Consider the following 19,687-nt stretch of genomic DNA (forward strand, 5'->3'; position numbering starts at 1 on the left):
ATGTCTGAAATGACCCCACGCGAAATCGTCAGCGAACTGGATAAGCACATCATCGGCCAGGATAACGCTAAGCGTTCTGTGGCGATTGCACTGCGTAACCGCTGGCGTCGCATGCAGCTCAACGAAGAGCTGCGCCATGAAGTGACCCCAAAAAACATCCTGATGATCGGCCCGACCGGCGTCGGTAAAACTGAAATCGCCCGTCGTCTGGCGAAGCTGGCGAATGCGCCGTTCATCAAAGTTGAAGCCACCAAATTCACCGAAGTGGGCTATGTCGGTAAGGAAGTGGATTCTATTATTCGCGATCTGACCGATGCCGCCGTGAAAATGGTACGCGTCCAGGCTATCGAGAAAAACCGTTATCGCGCTGAAGAACTGGCAGAAGAGCGCATTCTCGACGTGCTAATCCCACCGGCCAAAAACAACTGGGGACAGACCGAACAGCAGCAGGAACCGTCTGCAGCACGTCAGGCATTCCGCAAAAAACTGCGTGAAGGCCAGCTCGATGACAAAGAAATCGAGATCGATCTTGCCGCAGCACCGATGGGTGTTGAAATTATGGCACCTCCGGGAATGGAAGAGATGACCAGCCAGTTGCAGTCTATGTTCCAGAACCTGGGTGGTCAGAAGCAAAAAGCGCGTAAGCTGAAAATCAAAGACGCCATGAAGCTGCTGATTGAAGAAGAAGCGGCGAAACTGGTGAACCCGGAAGAGCTGAAGCAAGACGCTATCGATGCCGTTGAACAACACGGGATCGTGTTTATCGACGAAATCGACAAAATCTGTAAGCGCGGCGAATCTTCCGGTCCGGATGTTTCTCGTGAAGGCGTTCAGCGCGACCTGCTACCACTGGTAGAAGGTTGCACCGTTTCCACTAAACACGGGATGGTCAAAACTGACCACATTCTGTTTATCGCTTCTGGTGCGTTCCAGATTGCTAAACCGTCTGACCTGATCCCGGAACTGCAAGGTCGTCTGCCGATCCGCGTTGAGCTGCAGGCACTGACCACCAGCGACTTCGAGCGTATTCTGACCGAACCGAATGCCTCTATCACCGTGCAGTACAAAGCACTGATGGCGACTGAAGGCGTAAACATTGAGTTCACCGACTCCGGTATTAAGCGCATCGCGGAAGCCGCATGGCAGGTGAACGAATCTACCGAAAACATCGGTGCACGTCGTTTACATACCGTTCTGGAGCGTTTGATGGAGGAGATCTCCTACGACGCCAGCGATTTAAGCGGTCAAACTATCATCATTGACGCAGATTATGTGAGCAAACATCTGGATGCGTTGGTGGCAGATGAAGATCTGAGCCGTTTTATCCTATAATCGCGTTCAATCATTTTCATCATTGTTTGATGGGGCTGAAAGGCCCCATTTTTATTGGCGCGTATTATGACTGAACAACAAATTAGCCGAACTCAGGCGTGGCTGGAAAGTTTACGACCTAAAACCCTCCCCCTCGCCTTTGCTGCAATTATCGTCGGGACGGCGCTGGCATGGTGGCAAGGTCACTTCGATCCGCTGGTCGCTCTGCTGGCACTGATTACCGCCGGGCTGTTACAGATCCTCTCTAACCTCGCCAATGATTACGGTGATGCCGTTAAAGGCAGCGACAAACCTGACCGTATCGGACCACTACGCGGGATGCAAAAAGGGGTCATTACCCAGCAAGAGATGAAACGGGCGCTCATTATTACCGTCGTGCTCATCTGTCTCTCCGGGCTGGCACTGGTTGCAGTGGCGTGCCATACGCTGGCCGATTTTGTCGGTTTCCTGATTCTTGGCGGGTTGTCGATCATTGCCGCTATCACCTACACCGTGGGCAATCGTCCTTATGGTTATATTGGCCTTGGCGATATTTCCGTACTGGTGTTCTTTGGTTGGTTAAGCGTGATGGGGAGCTGGTATTTACAGGCGCATACCCTGATTCCGGCGTTGATCCTTCCGGCTACAGCATGTGGCCTGCTGGCTACTGCGGTACTGAACATTAATAATCTGCGTGATATCAATAGCGACCGCGAGAATGGCAAGAACACGCTGGCTGTACGCTTAGGTGAAGTGAACGCACGCCGTTACCATGCCTGTCTGCTGATGGGGTCACTGGTGTGCCTGGCACTGTTTAATCTCTTTTCGCTGCACAGCCCGTGGGGTTGGCTGTTCCTGCTGGCGGCACCGTTGTTAGTGAAACAAACCCGTTATGTGATGCGTGAAATGGACCCGATGGCGATGCGTCCGATGCTGGAACGCACTGTTAAAGGGGCATTACTGACTAACCTGCTGTTTGTTTTGGGGATATTCCTAAGCCAGTGGGCAGCATAACTGACAAATATCAATTAACAATTGATGATTTTGCCAACAACCCACATAGCGCGATATACTGAAAATTCTCGCAGCAACTGAATGTTAAGCCTATGAAATACGATACTTCCGAGCTTTGTGACATCTATCAAGAAGATGTCAACGTCGTGGAACCGCTGTTCTCCAACTTTGGTGGACGGGCGTCGTTTGGCGGACAAATCATCACGGTAAAATGTTTCGAGGACAACGGGTTGCTGTACGATCTGCTCGAACAGAATGGCCGTGGTCGTGTTCTTGTCGTCGATGGCGGTGGTTCTGTTCGTCGCGCACTGGTCGATGCTGAACTGGCGCGTCTGGCGGTACAAAATGAATGGGAAGGCCTGGTCATTTATGGTGCAGTGCGCCAGGTAGATGATCTGGAAGAGCTGGATATCGGCATCCAGGCGATGGCGGCAATTCCGGTTGGTGCCGCTGGCGAAGGCATTGGCGAAAGCGATGTCCGCGTCAATTTTGGCGGTGTTACCTTCTTCTCCGGCGACCATCTTTATGCCGACAATACCGGGATTATTCTTTCAGAAGATCCGCTGGATATTGAATAAGTATCTGCCATGCGTTAAAAGGGGAATTAAATTCCCCTTTTTTATACATGGACGTATTCATGCAGAATATTATTCTTTTATTTATATATTTATTACTTATAGCCGTTAACCATTTCCGCTACAAATTTCTTTTATCTGGCAACGCGGGTGAAATGATTTTATATTTTGCTAACGTATTTTTTAACCCACTTGCCTTATCATTTATTATCGCCACAATCATCTGTATAACGATAAAAAAAAGAAGCAGCCGCAGCTTTATTCGCGGCACTTGTTGGTTAATGGGATTATTTCTTATCTATAGCAGCTATACGGTGTGGGAACGACACAGCATATGGGATTATACTTTCCCGGAGCCAGGTATCACCGTCACGGTTCCGAGCAAACAGTGGGTTGCCAATATAGTAAAACAAGGACCAACCCTGGTGACCCGGGATGCCCATGCTATTTTAGCTATTGTTGCCTTCTCACAAAATGAACTCGGTGTGCATTCAATCGAGGAACTTACCGCGACTCAAAACGGAACTGCAGAAATGCATGTTTGTGATGTTCAGGGATTTGCCTGCGCTTATCAGGAAGGAGTGCAAACAATGAGTGATGGCAAAGTAAGACATGCTATTTTCATGACTCTACTGGATAACACTAATTTGATACAACTGGTCGCAGCTATCGACCCAGATTATTTGGACGAATATCAAGAAGAAGTAATGAAAATGATGCTTTCTGCTCGTCAATGATCTGATGTGCATGTTAATAATAATGGATTGATATGAGATACGTTATCTTATTAATACTATGGATAATAACTGTTTTTCTTAGTCATCTTCAGCACAGTAACTTGCTTACTGGAGATCCTGGGATGGTTGGCGAGTATATCGGTTCAGTACTTCTTGGGCCGTTATTACTTCCCGTGCTTGTGTCAGGTATTCTGTGCACATTCACTAAAAAAACGCGTAACTTCGCCAGTTTTACTCGCGGGTGCTGTTGGGTATTGGGAGTCCTGCTTTTATCCAACGTCGGCAATACGTTTCGTCTGTTCACCCCGTGGCACTATACGTTTGAGAAGGCAGCTATTTCCGTGACTGTCCCAAACCGACACTGGAATACGGTTTCTATTAGTACTGATAAAACCATTGATATAAGAAGTGAAGATAATAGCGTCTTTATTTCTGCTTTCCGCCTGCCCGCAGGACGTAGCGCCGATGACTCGCTGGAAGAGTTAAAGAAGATGCAGCGAGACAATCTCAAGGATCAATACAATGAAGAAACCTTCCAGTTTCATGATTGTAATGCCAAACATTTCACCTGTAAGTATCAGGATGTGTTGATAAATTTTGATGGTCAGCAGAAAAGAACCATCAGTGTTTATCTTGAAGACACCCCCAGGGCTGTGGGGATCATTGCATTAATGGAGCCAGATACGGCAGATAAATATCGCCAACAGGCGATGGAGATTATGTTGTCTGCTAAAAATACAGTGAAGTAAAAAATAAGGCGCCTTGCGGCGCCTCTGCGTGGAAGAGATTAAACCTCTTCCATGCGACCCAGCAGGGCCTGCAGACGTTCCTGCCAGCCGTTCTGCTGTTCTTTCAGATGGTTGTTCTCACGCTCCAGTTCTTCGCGCTGATGCTGGGCATTCTGAACTTCCTGCGACAGTGAGTTATTTTTTTCTTTCAGCTCTTCGATTTCCATCTGCAACAGAGTGATGGTATCAATCGCCTGCTGTACTTTTGCTTCCAGTTTCTCAAACACTTCTAATGACATTGTCATACCTCTCCTGAATTGCAAGGCGTTGATGGATAAAAATCCTCGTCCCGATTATCGGTGACGCCTTAATAAATACGAGCGCACTTTAGTTAGCTCCGATTGTATGAAGCCGCGCCATCGCTGTCCAGCGGCACGCCTTGCAGATTACGGTTTGCCACACTTTTCATCCTTCTCCTGGTGACATAATCCACACCAATCGAAAATGTTAATAAATTTGTTGCACTAATGATCTAACAAACATGCATCATGTGTAAACATGATGGAATAAATGGCGCGATAACGCTCATTTTATGACGAAGCACACACATTTTAAGTTCGATATTTCTCGTTTTTGCTCGTTAACGATAAGTTTACAGCATGCCTACAAGCATCGTGGAGGTCCGTGACTTTCACGCATACAACAAACATTAACTCTTCAGGATCCGATTATGAGTCAAACATCAACCTTGAAAGGCCAGTGCATTGCTGAATTCCTCGGAACCGGGTTGCTGATTTTTTTCGGTGTGGGTTGCGTTGCAGCACTTAAAGTCGCTGGTGCGTCTTTTGGTCAGTGGGAAATCAGTGTCATTTGGGGACTGGGGGTGGCGATGGCTATCTACCTGACCGCAGGGGTTTCCGGCGCGCATCTTAATCCCGCTGTCACCATTGCGTTGTGGCTGTTTGCCTGTTTCGACAAGCGCAAAGTTATTCCTTTTATCGTTTCACAAGTTGCCGGTGCTTTCTGCGCTGCGGCATTAGTTTACGGGCTTTACTACAACTTATTCCTCGACTTCGAGCAGACCCATCACATTGTTCGCGGCAGCATCGAAAGTGTTGATCTGGCGGGTACTTTCTCTACTTATCCTAATCCTCATATCAATTTTGTGCAGGCCTTCGCAGTTGAGATGGTGATTACCGCTATTCTGATGGGGCTGATCCTGGCGTTAACGGACGATGGCAACGGTGTACCACGTGGGCCGTTGGCACCGTTGTTGATTGGTCTACTGATTGCGGTTATTGGCGCATCTATGGGTCCATTGACGGGCTTTGCCATGAACCCAGCGCGTGACATCGGTCCGAAAGCCTTTGCCTGGCTGGCGGGCTGGGGCAATGTCGCCTTTACCGGTGGCAGAGACATTCCTTACTTCCTGGTGCCGCTTTTTGGCCCTATCGTCGGTGCGATTGTAGGTGCATTTGCCTACCGCAAACTGATTGGCCGCCATTTGCCTTGCGATATCTGTGTTGTGGAAGAAAAGGAGATCACAACTCCTTCAGAACAAAAAGCTTCACTGTAATGTGACTACGGGACAATTAAACATGACTGAAAAAAAATATATCGTTGCACTCGACCAGGGCACAACCAGCTCCCGCGCAGTCGTGATGGATCACGATGCCAATATCATTAGCGTCTCACAGCGCGAATTTGAGCAAATCTACCCAAAACCAGGCTGGGTAGAACACGACCCTATGGAAATCTGGGCCACCCAAAGCTCCACGCTGGTGGAAGTGCTGGCGAAAGCCGATATCAGTTCCGATCAAATTGCAGCTATTGGTATTACTAACCAGCGTGAAACCACTATCGTCTGGGAAAAAGAAACCGGCAAACCGATCTATAACGCCATCGTCTGGCAGTGCCGTCGTACCGCCGAGATCTGCGAGCATCTCAAGCGCGATGGCATGGAAGAGTACATTCGTAATAACACCGGTCTGGTCATTGACCCATACTTCTCCGGCACCAAAGTGAAGTGGATCCTTGACCATGTGGAAGGCTCTCGCGAGCGTGCACGTCGTGGCGAGTTGCTGTTCGGTACGGTTGATACCTGGCTTATCTGGAAAATGACTCAGGGCCGCGTTCACGTGACCGATTACACCAACGCATCCCGTACCATGTTATTCAACATCCATACTCTGGACTGGGACGACAAAATGCTCGACGCGCTGGATATCCCGCGCGAAATGCTGCCAGAAGTGCGTCGCTCTTCTGAAGTGTACGGCCAGACCAACATTGGCGGCAAAGGCGGCACTCGTATTCCGATCGCTGGGATCGCGGGTGATCAGCAGGCGGCGCTATTCGGTCAGTTGTGCGTGAAAGAAGGGATGGCGAAGAATACCTACGGCACCGGCTGCTTTATGCTGATGAACACCGGCGATAAAGCGGTGAAATCAGAAAACGGCCTGCTGACTACCATCGCCTGTGGCCCAGGCGGGGAAGTGAACTATGCGCTGGAAGGTGCGGTGTTTATGGCGGGGGCATCCATTCAGTGGCTGCGTGATGAAATGAAGTTGATTAGCGACGCCGACGATTCCGAATATTTTGCGACCAAAGTACAAAACACCAACGGTGTATATGTCGTTCCGGCCTTTACCGGCTTGGGCGCACCGTACTGGGATCCGTATGCACGCGGGGCGATTTTCGGTTTGACTCGTGGCGTGAACGCTAATCACATTATCCGCGCGACACTGGAATCCATTGCCTATCAGACGCGCGATGTGCTGGAAGCAATGCAGGCTGACTCCGGTATTCGCCTGCACGCCCTGCGCGTGGACGGCGGCGCGGTGGCGAATAACTTCCTGATGCAGTTCCAGTCGGACATTCTTGGCACTCGCGTTGAGCGTCCGGAAGTTCGCGAAGTTACCGCCTTAGGTGCGGCGTATCTCGCCGGTCTGGCGGTTGGCTTCTGGCAAAATCTCGACGAACTGCAAGAGAAAGCGGTGATTGAACGCGAGTTCCGTCCAGGCATCGAAACTACCGAGCGTAATTACCGTTACGCAGGCTGGAAAAAAGCGGTTAAACGTGCGATGGCGTGGGAAGAACACGAGGAGTAATGTCAGGCATCTGACCGATTGCCTGATGCTGATTGCCTGATGCGACGCTGACGCGTCCTATCAGGCCTACGAGCCGATGCCATTTTGTGTAGGCCGGATAAGGCGTTCACGCCGCATCCGGCATGTCGCAGACTATGGCTCCGTGCGGGGGCAATCCCCGCACACATCAATAATCCGCCCCCTCCCCTGTGCTACACTTCGCGCCATTCCTTACTGCTTAGAGTTTGCTATGAGACGAGAACTTGCCATCGAATTTTCCCGCGTCACTGAATCTGCGGCGCTGGCTGGCTACAAATGGTTAGGACGCGGCGATAAAAATACCGCTGACGGTGCGGCAGTAAATGCCATGCGTATCATGCTCAACCAGGTCAACATTGACGGCACCATCGTCATTGGTGAAGGTGAAATCGACGAAGCGCCGATGCTCTACATTGGTGAAAAAGTCGGTACTGGTCGCGGTGATGCGGTGGATATTGCTGTGGATCCGATTGAAGGTACGCGAATGACAGCGATGGGCCAGGCTAACGCGCTGGCAGTGCTGGCTGTAGGCGATAAAGGCTGCTTCCTCAATGCACCGGATATGTATATGGAGAAGTTGATCGTCGGACCTGGTGCCAAAGGCGTCATCGACCTGAATCTGCCGCTGGCGGATAACCTGCGCAATGTTGCAACGGCACTCGGCAAACCGTTAAGCGAACTGACGGTAACGATTCTGGCGAAACCACGCCACGACGCGGTTATCGCAGAAATGCAACAACTCGGCGTGCGCGTGTTTGCTATTCCGGATGGCGACGTCGCCGCCTCCATTCTTACCTGTATGCCGGATAGCGAAGTTGATGTGCTGTACGGCATTGGCGGTGCGCCAGAAGGTGTGGTTTCTGCGGCGGTGATCCGTGCATTAGATGGCGATATGAACGGCCGTCTGCTGGCACGCCATGATGTCAAAGGTGATAACCTGGAAAATCGCCGCATTGGCGAACAGGAACTGGCACGCTGCAAAGCAATGGGTATTGAAGCCGGTAAAGTGCTGCGTCTGGGCGATATGGCGCGTAGCGATAACGTCATCTTCTCTGCCACCGGCATCACCAAAGGCGATCTGCTGGAAGGGATTAGCCGCAAAGGCAATATTGCCACCACTGAAACGCTGCTGATCCGTGGTAAGTCACGTACCATTCGTCGCATTCAGTCGATTCATTATCTGGATCGTAAAGACCCGGAAATGCAGGTGCATATTCTCTGATCGATTTGATCGATTGAGCCTTCCAGTCCTTCGGGACTGGAATTTTTTTGTTCGGAGAACGAAGATAAGGCAAGTCAATCAAAACAGGAGAGAAACATGGCTGATTGGGTAACAGGCAAAGTCACTAAAGTGCAGAACTGGACCGACGCCCTGTTTAGTCTCACCGTTCACGCTCCCGTGCTTCCGTTTACCGCCGGGCAATTCACCAAACTTGGCCTTGAAATTGATGGCGAACGCGTTCAGCGTGCCTACTCCTATGTGAACTCGCCCGACAATCCCGATCTGGAGTTTTATCTGGTCACCGTCCCCGATGGCAAATTAAGCCCGCGACTGGCGGCGCTAAAACCGGGTGACGAAGTGCAGGTCGTTAGCGAGGCGGCAGGGTTCTTTGTGCTGGATGAAGTGCCGGATTGCGAAACACTTTGGATGCTGGCGACCGGTACGGCGATTGGCCCCTATTTATCGATTCTACAATTGGGCAAAGATTTAGATCGCTTCAAAAATCTGGTACTGGTTCACGCCGCACGTTATGCCGCCGACTTAAGCTATTTACCTCTTATGCAGGAACTGGAAAAACGCTACGAGGGAAAACTGCGCATTCAGACGGTGGTCAGCCGGGAAACGGTAGCGGGTTCACTTACCGGCCGGATACCGGCGTTGATTGAAAGTGGTGAACTGGAAAATGCGGTTGGCCTGCCAATGAACAAAGAGACCAGCCATGTGATGCTGTGTGGCAATCCGCAGATGGTGCGTGATACGCAGCAACTGCTGAAAGAGACCCGGCAGATGACGAAACATTTACGTCGTCGACCGGGCCACATGACAGCGGAGCATTACTGGTAAGCAGTTACTTATCGATAAACGGCACGATGAGTAGATCCGCATTCAACTTATTGATCATTCCGCGATATGCTGGCATCAAACGGTTGATAAACGAGTGGTGATGACCACAGACAAGGAGGTCGCACTGCTCTTTTTGCATAATTTCCAGCAGTGTTTCTGGCATTTCTCCGCGCTCAATGCGCAGTTTCGTCTTCGGCCACTGAATATTTTTCGTCAGTTTATACAGTTTGTTATCCGACTTATCTTTCAACAGTTGAAGAATATCTTCTGTTGCCGGAAAGTAGATACCCGGATACAACTCGCTTAAGCCATCATCGATATGAATTAACGTCAGGTGGGCATCGTTATGTCTGGCGAGATCCAGGGCTTTGTTCACCAGTAAGGCATCTTCTTCATTCCCGGAAATTGCCACGCCAATGTGTTTATAAGCCATGTTTAACTCCATTAACCAAGTGAACGCAGTGATAACTCAAAAATAATCATCTCGGCCTGGCATGAGAAGGTGAAGGCCGCATCAAGCTCAACCTGCCCCTCCAGATCTTTAATCTTATAAGCCACGCTGGCCCCTTCATCCGCAGAGGATGCGGCAGCAGCAAGCTCTTTCAGTTTAGTCATAAAGGACTCTGCTTCTTCGCGGGTGGCAAAAAAGCGCGAAAGTTTGCTGGTACAGTTATCGTTATCAATAACCGTACCGATATCAATCGCACATCCTTTAGTACTGCATTTATCTACGACATCTTTCATAGGGCACCTCTGTATATTCGCCTCTCTGTCGATTGCCACTTAAGAATAATGCGCCGTTAAGAGAAGAACAAACAAGTAATGATCTTATGGATTACCATTTTTTTTGATATTGCTTAAGATGAGGAAATGAAGAAGATTTTCCGGGCATCGTCATTTGCAACGTGGAAATAACGATCCCGGATAAAAATAGCAATAAGAGATATATTAAGGACTAATGGCTTGATTTATTCTCGGACTTATACTTTACGTCCTGGGTGTCTTTTCCGTATTTATTTGCGCTTTGCGTGCCGACAAATGCGCCAAGATCAATAAGCATCATCACCAGAATCAACGTCGGAATAAAACGCCCTACCGCCCATTGCCAGACGCCCGGTAAAATCGCCCAGTTACCCGCCAGAAGCATCCACGCTACAATCATCAAAAATGCCCATGCGCCAGAACGGCCGCGATCGTGCAGCCGTTTCACCGTCACTGCCGCTGTCGGCCATAACAGGCACACAAGGCAAAACGCGGCGGTCTGGATATCGAGTAATTTTTTACCTGCCAGTGAGAAAAGCACCAGCATCCCAACGATCCAGAGGCCAATCCAAATCCAGAAATCACGGCGTCCAATACGCCCTTTAAACGAGAATAACCATTGCTGTATGGTCATGTAAGTTCCTTGATGGTTGTCTTTTCCAGGATTCTACCCTTTTGACAAGGGCGACAGATATCGTTTTAATCGAACCCAGTCATAACAAAAGGTACTGCCGATGAAGTCAGGGTGTTCACTGTTTTTTCTCTTATCTGTTGTGTTATCCGTTAGTGCAACGGTGCACGCACAATCGCCTGGCACGGCAACGACAGCGCCCTACCTGCTGGCTGGTGCCCCCACTTTCGATCTCTCCATCAGCCAGTTTCGAGAAGACTTTAACAGCCAGAATCCCAATCTGCCACTGAACGAATTTCGCGCCATCGACAGCAGCCCCGACAAAGCCAACCTGACTCGCGCCGCCAGTAAAATTAACGAGAACTTGTATGCCTCTACGGCGCTGGAGCGCGGCACTTTAAAAATCAAAAGTATTCAAATTACCTGGCTACCAATCCAGGGACCAGAGCAAAAAGCCGCTAAAGCAAAAGCCCAGGAATACATGGCGGCAATGATCCGCACGCTTACCCCGCTGATGACCAAAACACAGAGCCAAAAAAAGCTGCAATCACTCCTTACTGCGGGGAAAAACAAACGTTATTACACCGAGACAGAAGGCGCATTGCGCTATGTTGTCGCGGACAACGGCGAAAAAGGGCTAACCTTCGCTGTTGAACCGATTAAGCTGGCGCTATCTGAATCGCTTGAAGGGTTGAATAAATGACAAAAAGCAAAGCCTTTGTGCCGATGAATCTCTATACTGTTTCACAGACCTGCTGCCCTGCGGGGCGGCCATCTTCCTTTATTCGCTTATAAGCGTGGAGAATTAAAATGCGACATCCTTTAGTGATGGGTAACTGGAAACTGAACGGCAGCCGCCACATGGTTCACGAGCTGGTTTCTAACCTGCGTAAAGAGCTGGCAGGTGTTGCTGGCTGTGCGGTTGCAATCGCACCACCGGAAATGTACATCGATATGGCGAAGCGTGAAGCTGAAGGCAGCCACATCATGCTGGGCGCGCAGAACGTGGATCTGAACCTGTCCGGCGCATTCACCGGTGAAACCTCTGCCGCTATGCTGAAAGACATCGGCGCACAGTACATCATCATCGGTCACTCTGAACGTCGTACTTACCACAAAGAGTCTGACGAACTGATCGCGAAAAAATTCGCTGTGCTGAAAGAGCAGGGTCTGACTCCGGTTCTGTGCATCGGTGAAACCGAAGCTGAAAACGAAGCGGGCAAAACTGAAGAAGTGTGCGCACGTCAGATCGACGCGGTGCTGAAAACTCAGGGTGCTGCTGCATTCGAAGGTGCAGTAATCGCTTACGAACCCGTATGGGCAATCGGTACTGGCAAATCTGCAACTCCAGCGCAGGCTCAGGCTGTTCACAAATTCATCCGTGATCACATCGCTAAAGTTGACGCTAACATCGCTGAACAAGTGATCATCCAGTACGGTGGTTCTGTAAACGCCTCTAACGCCGCCGAACTGTTCGCTCAGCCGGACATCGACGGCGCACTGGTTGGCGGTGCTTCTCTGAAAGCCGACGCCTTCGCAGTGATCGTTAAAGCTGCAGAAGCCGCTAAACAGGCTTAAGTCTGACAGGTGCCGGATATCACATCCGGCACTTAACTCGCCTTAACGCAAAATCTCACACTGATGATCCTGAATTTCCTCGGCTGAAGCACGATTCAGCGTCAGGAGATTTCGTTGCGTCGCCAGCAATACAAACGAGTTATCACTCTGTCGTACCATCGCCAGCCCGTAACTTCCCATATGTTCCCGTGCCCCAGGCACTTCTTCCGCTAACATCATAAACGGACTACGTTGTACTAATTCGCTTTCAGTTACCCGACGCGCCAGGTATTCATGCCCCTGTAATCCGCCCGGCAGCGGCAACCAACGACTACTGATGTTCGCCAGATTGTTATCCAGTTGTTCGCGTACATCTGGACGAATACAAGAAATATGAATATGAAAATGATTTTGCGTGCGCCCGGTGCGGGAGTTAATCGCCAGAGATACCGCACGATCGGGAATCTGCTGACCGTATTTTTGGCTCATAAAATCACGCGCCTGCCAGGCCAACCAAAAGAAGTTAGGCGTTGAAGGATCGGTCAACAAAGGGCTTTCAGTACCGTTAATACGATACGTTGGCATCAACAGATATTGCAGTGGGCCGTTAATGTCTTTTAAAACCACATACCCGGTATTAGGTTTTACCTCCACACATGGCGAAGGGTTTTGGTTTTGCTGCTGATTGGGCAAACATTGCTCAAGGACAATCTTACGTAATACCTCCGAATCACCGGTAAATTTCCAGTAGCCGAAACCCGCAGCAACGGCGATAACTATCATCACCAAAATGAAAATAACCGTTTTTTTCATCTTTTTTTCCCTGTACCTCAAAGAGATGCAAGGGTAACGCAAAATCGTGACAAATAAAAAACCCGGTCGCAAGATGCCTCCGGGCCTGGTTACCTTCAACAAAATTAACGTTTGCTGATTTGGTCGAACGTACCACCGTTAGAAAAATGCTCTTTTTGCGCCTTCGTCCAGCCGCCAAACTCTTCATCGATGGTAAACAATTTCAGCTTCGGAAAAGCGTTTTCATATTTTTTCGCTATCTCCGGATCGCGCGGACGGTAATAGTTTTTGGCTGCAATCTCCTGACCTTCTGGGGTATAGAGATATTTCAGGTAGGCTTCTGCGATCTCTTTGGTGCCTTTTTTCTCCGCCACTTTATCGACAACCGACACCGTCGGTTCCGCGAGAATAGACTCGCTCGGCGTGACGATTTCGAATTTATCTTTCCCCAATTCATTCGTTGCCAGCAGTGCTTCGTTTTCCCAGGCTATCAGCACATCACCAATACCACGTTCGACGAAAGTATTAGTAGAGCCACGCGCGCCGGAATCCAGAACTTCAACGTTTTTATACAACGACCGCACGAAATCCTGTGCTTTCGCTTGATCGTTATTATTGTGATGCAGCGCGTATCCCCACGCTGCCAGGTAGTTCCAGCGTGCGCCACCAGAGCTTTTCGGGTTAGGCGTGATCACTGAAATATCGGGCTTAACCAGGTCGTTCCAGTCATGGATTTGCTTCGGATTACCCTTGCGCACCAGGAAGACAATGGTGGAGGTGTACGGCGCGGAGTTATCCGGCAGACGTTTGATCCAGTTTTTATCAATTCGACCACGTTCAGCAATCGCATCCACGTCGTAAGCCAGCGCCAGCGTCACTACATCAGCATCTATGCCGTTAATCACCGACGTTGCCTGTTTACCTGAGCCGCCGTGCGACTGACGAATCACTACGCTATCGCCCGTTTGCTGCTTCCAGTGGGCACTGAACGCTTTGTTGTATTGTTCGTACAACTCGCGCGTAGGATCATACGAAACGTTAAGAAGCTGAATATCCTTTGCCATAACGCTGGTCGCCGCCAGCAAAAATGTAAACCCTACGCCCCACTTGTTCATCGCCCGGTTCTCTTATGTTGTGTTGTGATAAGCAAAGCGTGCCAGAACGTGAATCAAACATTAAAGAATAAAAAAAGATTGGATATAACCTGAGGGTATATATGGGGGAGTAAAAAAGGCGGAATGAATCCGCCTCAAATTGCTGACAATGTACGCTTGTTCATGCCGGATGCGGCGTAACCGCCTTATCCGGCCTACAAAAATTTGCAAATTCAATAAATTGCAGAATTCATATAGGCCTGATAAACGAAGCGCATCTGGCATTTTTGCTTTTGTCATCGGTTTCAGGCAAAAGAAAGCTGCCTTTTCCCGATATCATTAATACAGTTTTTTCGCGCAGTCCAGCCAATCACCTTTGAACGGACGCTTCATGTTTTCGATAGCGTCGATGATGTCATGGTGAACCAGTTGTTCGTTCTGAATACCTACGCAACGACCACCGTAGCCTGCCAGCAGCAGATCAATCGCATATGCGCCCATACGGGAAGCCAGAATACGGTCATAAGGCACCGGAGAACCACCACGCTGGATGTGGCCCAGCACGGTTGCACGAGTTTCACGACCGGTTTCTTTCTCGATGAAATGCGCCAGTTCATCGACATCGCACATGTGTTCAGTGATCGCCACAATCGCGTGTTTCTTACCTTTCGCAATACCCGCTTTGATTTCGTTTACCAGATCTTCACGGCTGAATTCGACTTCCGGTACAACAACAAATTCACAACCACCGGCGATTGCTGCAGCCAGAGTCAGGTCGCCACAGTAACGACCCATTACTTCCACCACTGAAATACGCTGGTGAGAAGAAGATGTATCACGCAGACGGTCGATCGCTTCTACAACAGTGCTCAGTGCAGTGAAGAAACCGATGGTGTAGTCAGTACCTTTGATATCGTTGTCGATGGTGCCTGGCAGACCAATGCATGGGAAACCCATTTCGGTCAGACGCATTGCACCCATGTAGGAACCGTCACCGCCGATAACAACCAGCGCATCGATGCCACGTTTTTTCAGGTTTTCGATAGCCACCGCGCGGATGTTTTCGTCGCGGAATTCAGGGAAGCGCGCAGAACCGAGGAATGTACCACCACGGTTGATCATGTCAGACACACTGTAACGGTCAAGCTGAACCATACGGTCTTCATACAGGCCAAGATAGCCGTCATAAATCCCCATGACTTCCAGACCTTCCGACAGCGCCGCACGTACGACACCACGGATTGCTGCGTTCATGCCAGGCGCATCACCGCCACTTGTCAACACACCGATTTTCTTAATCATGACTACCTCTGAACTTTGGAATGCAAAATGAAATCTGTTGCCGGAAGTCGATTCTGCATATCGAACACCAAACGAATATGCAGATAGTATAACAACCACTGCCTGCTGAATTGATTCAGGTCAGGCCAAATGGCGGTAATTTATACACAAAATGCGGGTCTGGCTCTCTTTTCGCAAGCATTATGATAGCTCAAACCGTTTACCTTCCCTGGGCACGACGGAACAAGGGTCCTGATGAATAATGACATCCGAGCCTGGAAAACGCCGTAAAATAGCCTGCTCTACCTGATCAGCCACCATATGCGCCTGAACCAGAGGCAGAGAGTCTTCCATTTCCAAATGAATCTGAATAAAGCGAGTCGGCCCTGACTGCCGCGTGCGAAGATCGTGAGCGCCGCTTACTCCCGGCCAGGAAGTCACGATATCAATAATTTCCTGCCGCTCCTCATCGGGTAACGCGCGATCCAGCAATGACTGTACCGCCTCATACCCCATGCGTAACGCACTATATAAAATATAGATGCCAATACCCAAAGCAAACAGGGCATCTGCGCTATGCCAGCCGTACCAGGATAATGCAAGTGCCAGCAAAATCGCGCCGTTCATCATAACATCAGACTGATAATGGAGCATATCTGCACGCACCGCCTGACTTTGTGTACGGCGAACCACCCAACGCTGAAACGAGACAAGAACGATGGTGCAAACTAACGCGACAATTGTGACGATAATACCGACACCAGGATCATTCATTGGCGTCGGTGAAATCAGATGTTGGATCCCGGTTAAAAACAAAAACAACGCCGAACCAGAGATAAACATACTTTGCGCCAACGCAGCCAGGGATTCCGCTTTACCATGACCAAAAGTATGTTCGTCATCCGCCGGTTGCAACGAATAACGCACCACCAATAAATTGGTCAGTGACGCACCAATATCCACCAACGAGTCGACAAGCGCGGCGAGAATACTCACCGAACCGGTATACCACCATGCAAAAATTTTAATCAGCAATAGCAGCGAAGCCATCGCCGTCGCAGCAATCGCCGCCCGGCTGACCAGCCGTCCATAAGATTGATTCATAAATACTCCCGCTATCAACTGACGGTAGTATAACGGAAGCAAATCATCTGCAATGCATTAAGCAACAGGCAAATTGAGGATAAAAAAAACCCCCACATCATGTGGGGGAAGACAGGGATGGTGTCTATGGCAAGGAAAACAGGGTTTACTACTGGGAACGTGAGTTGCTACTACTCAATAGCTTCAACGATGAACTTTTTTGCCATTGCGTCACGTCGCGCAACTGCTCCATTCGCTGTTGATGTTTCTCGTTTAAAACCGCTTGCTGCTCCGGCGTTAACAGGTGATACATTTGGTTGCGGACTTTAGCCATCTCAACCTGGCGAGCGATCTGCTCTTTCGCCATTTTTTCTGCCTGAGCGCGCACAGCGTTTTCATCAAAATTTTCTGCGGTGACAAGGCGATGCATTGTCTCCACTTCGCTAACATTAACAGGAGGCTGTTCGTGCCGGGCCTGTTGCATAAGATCTCGCATCTGCTGACGCTGATGTTCGGTTAAACTTATGCCGTCGAACATATGGCTCTGCGTACTGCGCTGCGCAAGTTCTTCGCCCGGATGCCAGTTATCGCCTGAACCGACTTCAGCAGCGTGGCTTAGTGAACTGACTGCCAGCGTTGAGGCCATGACGGCAACGGTAACTATGCGCATCATTTGCTCCCAAAATCTTTCTGTCGCGATTCAACGATAGAGAGTTTACGATTCAGGCTGCAAACATGCGTCAGGGGGTGTAAAACAACGTAAAGTCATGGATTAGCGACGTCTGATGACGTAATTTCTGCCTCGGAGGTAATTAAAGAATGAATAAAATCTTGTTAGTTGATGATGACCGAGAGCTAACGTCCCTGTTAAAGGAACTGCTCGAGATGGAAGGTTTCGACGTGATTGTTGCCCATGATGGAGAACAGGCGCTTGATCTTCTGGACGACAGCATTGATTTACTTTTGCTTGATGTGATGATGCCGAAGAAAAATGGTATCGATACATTGAAGGCACTTCGCCAGACACACCAGACGCCTGTCATTATGTTAACAGCGCGCGGCAGTGAACTTGATCGCGTTCTTGGCCTTGAGCTGGGCGCGGATGACTATCTCCCGAAACCATTTAATGATCGTGAGTTGGTTGCACGTATTCGCGCGATCCTGCGCCGTTCGCACTGGAGCGAGCAACAGCAAAATAGCGACAACGGTTCACCGACGCTGGAAGTAGATGCGTTAGTGCTGAATCCAGGTCGTCAGGAAGCCAGCTTCGACGGACAAACGCTGGAGTTAACCGGTACTGAATTTACCCTGCTCTATTTGCTGGCGCAGCATCTGGGCCAGGTAGTTTCTCGCGAGCATTTAAGCCAGGAAGTGCTGGGCAAACGCCTGACGCCTTTCGACCGTGCTATCGATATGCACATCTCCAACCTGCGCCGTAAGCTGCCGGATCGCAAAGACGGGCATCCGTGGTTTAAAACGTTGCGTGGTCGCGGCTATCTGATGGTTTCTGCTTCATGATAGGCAGTTTAACCGCGCGCATCTTCGCCATCTTCTGGCTGACGCTGGCGCTGGTGTTGATGCTGGTTTTGATGTTACCCAAGCTCGATTCACGCCAGATGACCGAGCTTCTGGATAGCGAACAGCGTCAGGGGCTGATGATTGAGCAGCATGTCGAAGCGGAACTGGCGAACGATCCCCCCAACGATTTAATGTGGTGGCGTCGCCTGTTCCGTGCCATTGATAAATGGGCACCACCTGGTCAGCGTTTATTACTGGTAACCACCGAAGGCCGCGTGATCGGTGCTGAACGCAGCGAAATGCAGATCATTCGCAACTTTATTGGTCAGGCGGATAACGCCGATCACCCGCAGAAGAAAAAGTATGGTCGCGTGGAACTGGTCGGGCCGTTCTCTGTGCGCGACGGTGAAGATAATTACCAGCTCTATCTGATTCGCCCGGCCAGCAGTTCTCAATCCGATTTCATCAACTTACTGTTTGACCGCCCGCTATTACTGTTAATTGTCACCATGTTGGTCAGTACGCCGTTGCTGTTGTGGTTGGCCTGGAGTCTGGCAAAACCGGCGCGCAAGCTGAAAAACGCTGCCGATGAAGTCGCTCAGGGGAACTTACGTCAGCACCCGGAACTGGAAGCGGGGCCACAAGAATTTCTTGCCGCAGGTGCCAGTTTTAACCAGATGGTGACTGCGCTGGAACGCATGATGACCTCCCAGCAGCGCCTGCTTTCTGATATCTCTCACGAGCTGCGCACGCCGCTGACGCGTCTGCAACTGGGTACGGCGTTACTACGCCGTCGTAGTGGCGAAAGTAAGGAACTGGAGCGCATTGAAACCGAAGCACAACGTCTGGACAGCATGATCAACGACCTGTTGGTGATGTCACGTAATCAGCAGAAAAACGCGCTGGTAAGCGAGACCATCAAAGCCAACCAGTTGTGGAGCGAAGTGCTGGATAACGCAGCGTTCGAAGCGGAGCAGATGGGCAAGTCGTTTACCGTTAACTTCCCGCCAGGGCCGTGGCCGCTGTACGGCAACCCAAATGCCCTGGAAAGTGCGCTGGAAAACATTGTCCGTAATGCCCTGCGTTATTCCCATACGAAGATTGAAGTGGGCTTCGCGGTAGATAAAGACGGTATCACCATTACGGTGGATGACGATGGTCCTGGCGTTAGCCCGGAAGATCGCGAGCAGATTTTCCGTCCGTTTTATCGCACCGATGAAGCGCGCGATCGTGAATCTGGCGGTACGGGTCTGGGGCTGGCGATTGTCGAAACCGCCATCCAGCAGCACCGTGGTTGGGTGAAAGCTGAAGACAGTCCGCTGGGCGGTTTACGGCTGGTAATTTGGCTGCCGCTGTATAAGCGGAGCTAAACACCGCGCAGGGCAGCTTTTATAAGCCGGATAAGGCGTTTACG

At 50.1% G+C, this 19,687-nt stretch carries 22 protein-coding genes; 13 read left to right on the forward strand and 9 right to left on the reverse strand.

Annotated elements, in window-relative coordinates:
- From hslU to A1WG_RS24155, 5 genes are all read left to right on the forward strand, one after another.
- Entirely contained in the window at positions 1 to 1,332 is a 1,332-nt protein-coding gene (gene hslU / locus A1WG_RS14010; RefSeq protein ID WP_001293343.1) for an HslU--HslV peptidase ATPase subunit, read from the forward strand.
- 66 nt (positions 1,333 to 1,398) lie between these two features.
- Positions 1,399 to 2,325 carry a 1,4-dihydroxy-2-naphthoate polyprenyltransferase gene (gene menA / locus A1WG_RS14005; RefSeq protein WP_001517515.1) on the forward strand — a complete coding sequence of 309 codons (927 nt, stop codon included), beginning with the start codon at positions 1,399 to 1,401 and terminating at the stop codon, positions 2,323 to 2,325.
- A gap of 92 nt (positions 2,326 to 2,417) precedes the next feature.
- Positions 2,418 to 2,903: a ribonuclease E activity regulator RraA gene (gene rraA, locus A1WG_RS14000; RefSeq protein ID WP_000872908.1), complete on the forward strand. Its 486-nt coding sequence runs from the start codon at positions 2,418 to 2,420 to the stop codon at positions 2,901 to 2,903.
- Positions 2,904 to 2,962: 59 nt separating this feature from the next.
- Positions 2,963 to 3,637: a hypothetical protein gene (locus tag A1WG_RS13995; protein WP_001301616.1), complete on the forward strand. Its 675-nt coding sequence runs from the start codon at positions 2,963 to 2,965 to the stop codon at positions 3,635 to 3,637.
- A gap of 122 nt (positions 3,638 to 3,759) precedes the next feature.
- On the forward strand, positions 3,760 to 4,386 hold the full coding sequence (locus tag A1WG_RS24155; protein WP_000232687.1) for a hypothetical protein: 627 nt from the start codon (positions 3,760 to 3,762) through the stop codon (positions 4,384 to 4,386).
- A gap of 38 nt (positions 4,387 to 4,424) precedes the next feature.
- Here the strand turns inward: A1WG_RS24155 and zapB are convergent, their stop codons facing one another.
- Positions 4,425 to 4,670, reverse strand: a complete 246-nt coding sequence (zapB, locus tag A1WG_RS13990) for a septal ring assembly protein ZapB (protein WP_001296623.1) — start codon at positions 4,668 to 4,670, stop codon at positions 4,425 to 4,427.
- Positions 4,671 to 5,095: 425 nt separating this feature from the next.
- Here zapB and glpF point away from each other — a divergent pair, with 425 nt between their 5' ends.
- From glpF to fpr, 4 genes are all read left to right on the forward strand, one after another.
- The gene (gene glpF, locus A1WG_RS13985; RefSeq protein WP_000084274.1) at positions 5,096 to 5,941 is read left to right on the forward strand and encodes a glycerol uptake facilitator protein GlpF; all 846 of its coding nucleotides are present in this window, start codon (positions 5,096 to 5,098) and stop codon (positions 5,939 to 5,941) included.
- Between the two features lie 22 nt (positions 5,942 to 5,963).
- Positions 5,964 to 7,472, forward strand: a complete 1,509-nt coding sequence (gene glpK, locus A1WG_RS13980; protein WP_001517514.1) for a glycerol kinase GlpK — start codon at positions 5,964 to 5,966, stop codon at positions 7,470 to 7,472.
- Between the two features lie 229 nt (positions 7,473 to 7,701).
- Positions 7,702 to 8,712: a class II fructose-bisphosphatase gene (gene glpX, locus A1WG_RS13975; protein ID WP_001250656.1), complete on the forward strand. Its 1,011-nt coding sequence runs from the start codon at positions 7,702 to 7,704 to the stop codon at positions 8,710 to 8,712.
- Between the two features lie 96 nt (positions 8,713 to 8,808).
- Positions 8,809 to 9,555: a ferredoxin--NADP(+) reductase gene (fpr, locus tag A1WG_RS13970; protein WP_000796325.1), complete on the forward strand. Its 747-nt coding sequence runs from the start codon at positions 8,809 to 8,811 to the stop codon at positions 9,553 to 9,555.
- A gap of 4 nt (positions 9,556 to 9,559) precedes the next feature.
- On the opposite strand, the gene uspD is transcribed toward fpr, so the two are convergent.
- From uspD to A1WG_RS13955, 3 genes are all read right to left on the reverse strand, one after another.
- Entirely contained in the window at positions 9,560 to 9,988 is a 429-nt protein-coding gene (gene uspD / locus A1WG_RS13965) for a universal stress protein UspD (protein WP_000323548.1), read from the reverse strand.
- 11 nt (positions 9,989 to 9,999) lie between these two features.
- A complete protein-coding gene (locus A1WG_RS13960) occupies positions 10,000 to 10,299 on the reverse strand; it encodes a DUF406 domain-containing protein (protein WP_000655993.1) in 300 nt (99 codons plus the stop codon).
- A 211-nt stretch (positions 10,300 to 10,510) separates the two neighbouring features.
- Positions 10,511 to 10,951, reverse strand: a complete 441-nt coding sequence (locus A1WG_RS13955) for a DUF805 domain-containing protein (RefSeq protein WP_000155271.1) — start codon at positions 10,949 to 10,951, stop codon at positions 10,511 to 10,513.
- A gap of 100 nt (positions 10,952 to 11,051) precedes the next feature.
- Between A1WG_RS13955 and A1WG_RS13950 the strand changes: the two genes are divergently transcribed.
- The gene (locus A1WG_RS13950) at positions 11,052 to 11,651 is read left to right on the forward strand and encodes a YiiQ family protein (RefSeq protein WP_000834907.1); all 600 of its coding nucleotides are present in this window, start codon (positions 11,052 to 11,054) and stop codon (positions 11,649 to 11,651) included.
- 107 nt (positions 11,652 to 11,758) lie between these two features.
- Positions 11,759 to 12,526 carry a triose-phosphate isomerase gene (gene tpiA / locus A1WG_RS13945; protein ID WP_001216325.1) on the forward strand — a complete coding sequence of 256 codons (768 nt, stop codon included), beginning with the start codon at positions 11,759 to 11,761 and terminating at the stop codon, positions 12,524 to 12,526.
- Between the two features lie 42 nt (positions 12,527 to 12,568).
- On the opposite strand, the gene cdh is transcribed toward tpiA, so the two are convergent.
- The 5 genes from cdh to cpxP all read right to left on the reverse strand — a co-directional run bounded on the left by cdh (position 12,569) and on the right by cpxP (position 17,425).
- Positions 12,569 to 13,318 carry a CDP-diacylglycerol diphosphatase gene (gene cdh, locus A1WG_RS13940; RefSeq protein ID WP_001517513.1) on the reverse strand — a complete coding sequence of 250 codons (750 nt, stop codon included), beginning with the start codon at positions 13,316 to 13,318 and terminating at the stop codon, positions 12,569 to 12,571.
- A gap of 104 nt (positions 13,319 to 13,422) precedes the next feature.
- The gene (sbp, locus tag A1WG_RS13935) at positions 13,423 to 14,412 is read right to left on the reverse strand and encodes a sulfate/thiosulfate ABC transporter substrate-binding protein Sbp (RefSeq protein ID WP_001517512.1); all 990 of its coding nucleotides are present in this window, start codon (positions 14,410 to 14,412) and stop codon (positions 13,423 to 13,425) included.
- A 318-nt stretch (positions 14,413 to 14,730) separates the two neighbouring features.
- Positions 14,731 to 15,693 carry a 6-phosphofructokinase gene (pfkA, locus tag A1WG_RS13930; RefSeq protein WP_001517511.1) on the reverse strand — a complete coding sequence of 321 codons (963 nt, stop codon included), beginning with the start codon at positions 15,691 to 15,693 and terminating at the stop codon, positions 14,731 to 14,733.
- A gap of 180 nt (positions 15,694 to 15,873) precedes the next feature.
- A complete protein-coding gene (gene fieF, locus A1WG_RS13925; RefSeq protein ID WP_001076732.1) occupies positions 15,874 to 16,776 on the reverse strand; it encodes a CDF family cation-efflux transporter FieF in 903 nt (300 codons plus the stop codon).
- Between the two features lie 148 nt (positions 16,777 to 16,924).
- Complete coding sequence (cpxP, locus tag A1WG_RS13920; RefSeq protein ID WP_001517491.1) at positions 16,925 to 17,425, reverse strand: cell-envelope stress modulator CpxP; 501 nt, start codon at positions 17,423 to 17,425, stop codon at positions 16,925 to 16,927.
- A gap of 149 nt (positions 17,426 to 17,574) precedes the next feature.
- On the opposite strand from cpxP, the gene cpxR reads away from it, so the two are divergent.
- Both cpxR and cpxA read left to right on the forward strand, forming a co-directional pair.
- Positions 17,575 to 18,273: an envelope stress response regulator transcription factor CpxR gene (gene cpxR, locus A1WG_RS13915; protein WP_001033718.1), complete on the forward strand. Its 699-nt coding sequence runs from the start codon at positions 17,575 to 17,577 to the stop codon at positions 18,271 to 18,273.
- A complete protein-coding gene (gene cpxA, locus A1WG_RS13910) occupies positions 18,270 to 19,643 on the forward strand; it encodes an envelope stress sensor histidine kinase CpxA (RefSeq protein WP_000580416.1) in 1,374 nt (457 codons plus the stop codon). Before cpxR ends, cpxA begins: the two co-directional genes overlap by 4 nt.
- Positions 19,644 to 19,687: the final 44 nt, after the last annotated feature.

It is taken from the genome of Escherichia sp. KTE96, from assembly GCF_000408525.1.
Lineage (GTDB): Bacteria > Pseudomonadota > Gammaproteobacteria > Enterobacterales > Enterobacteriaceae > Escherichia > Escherichia marmotae.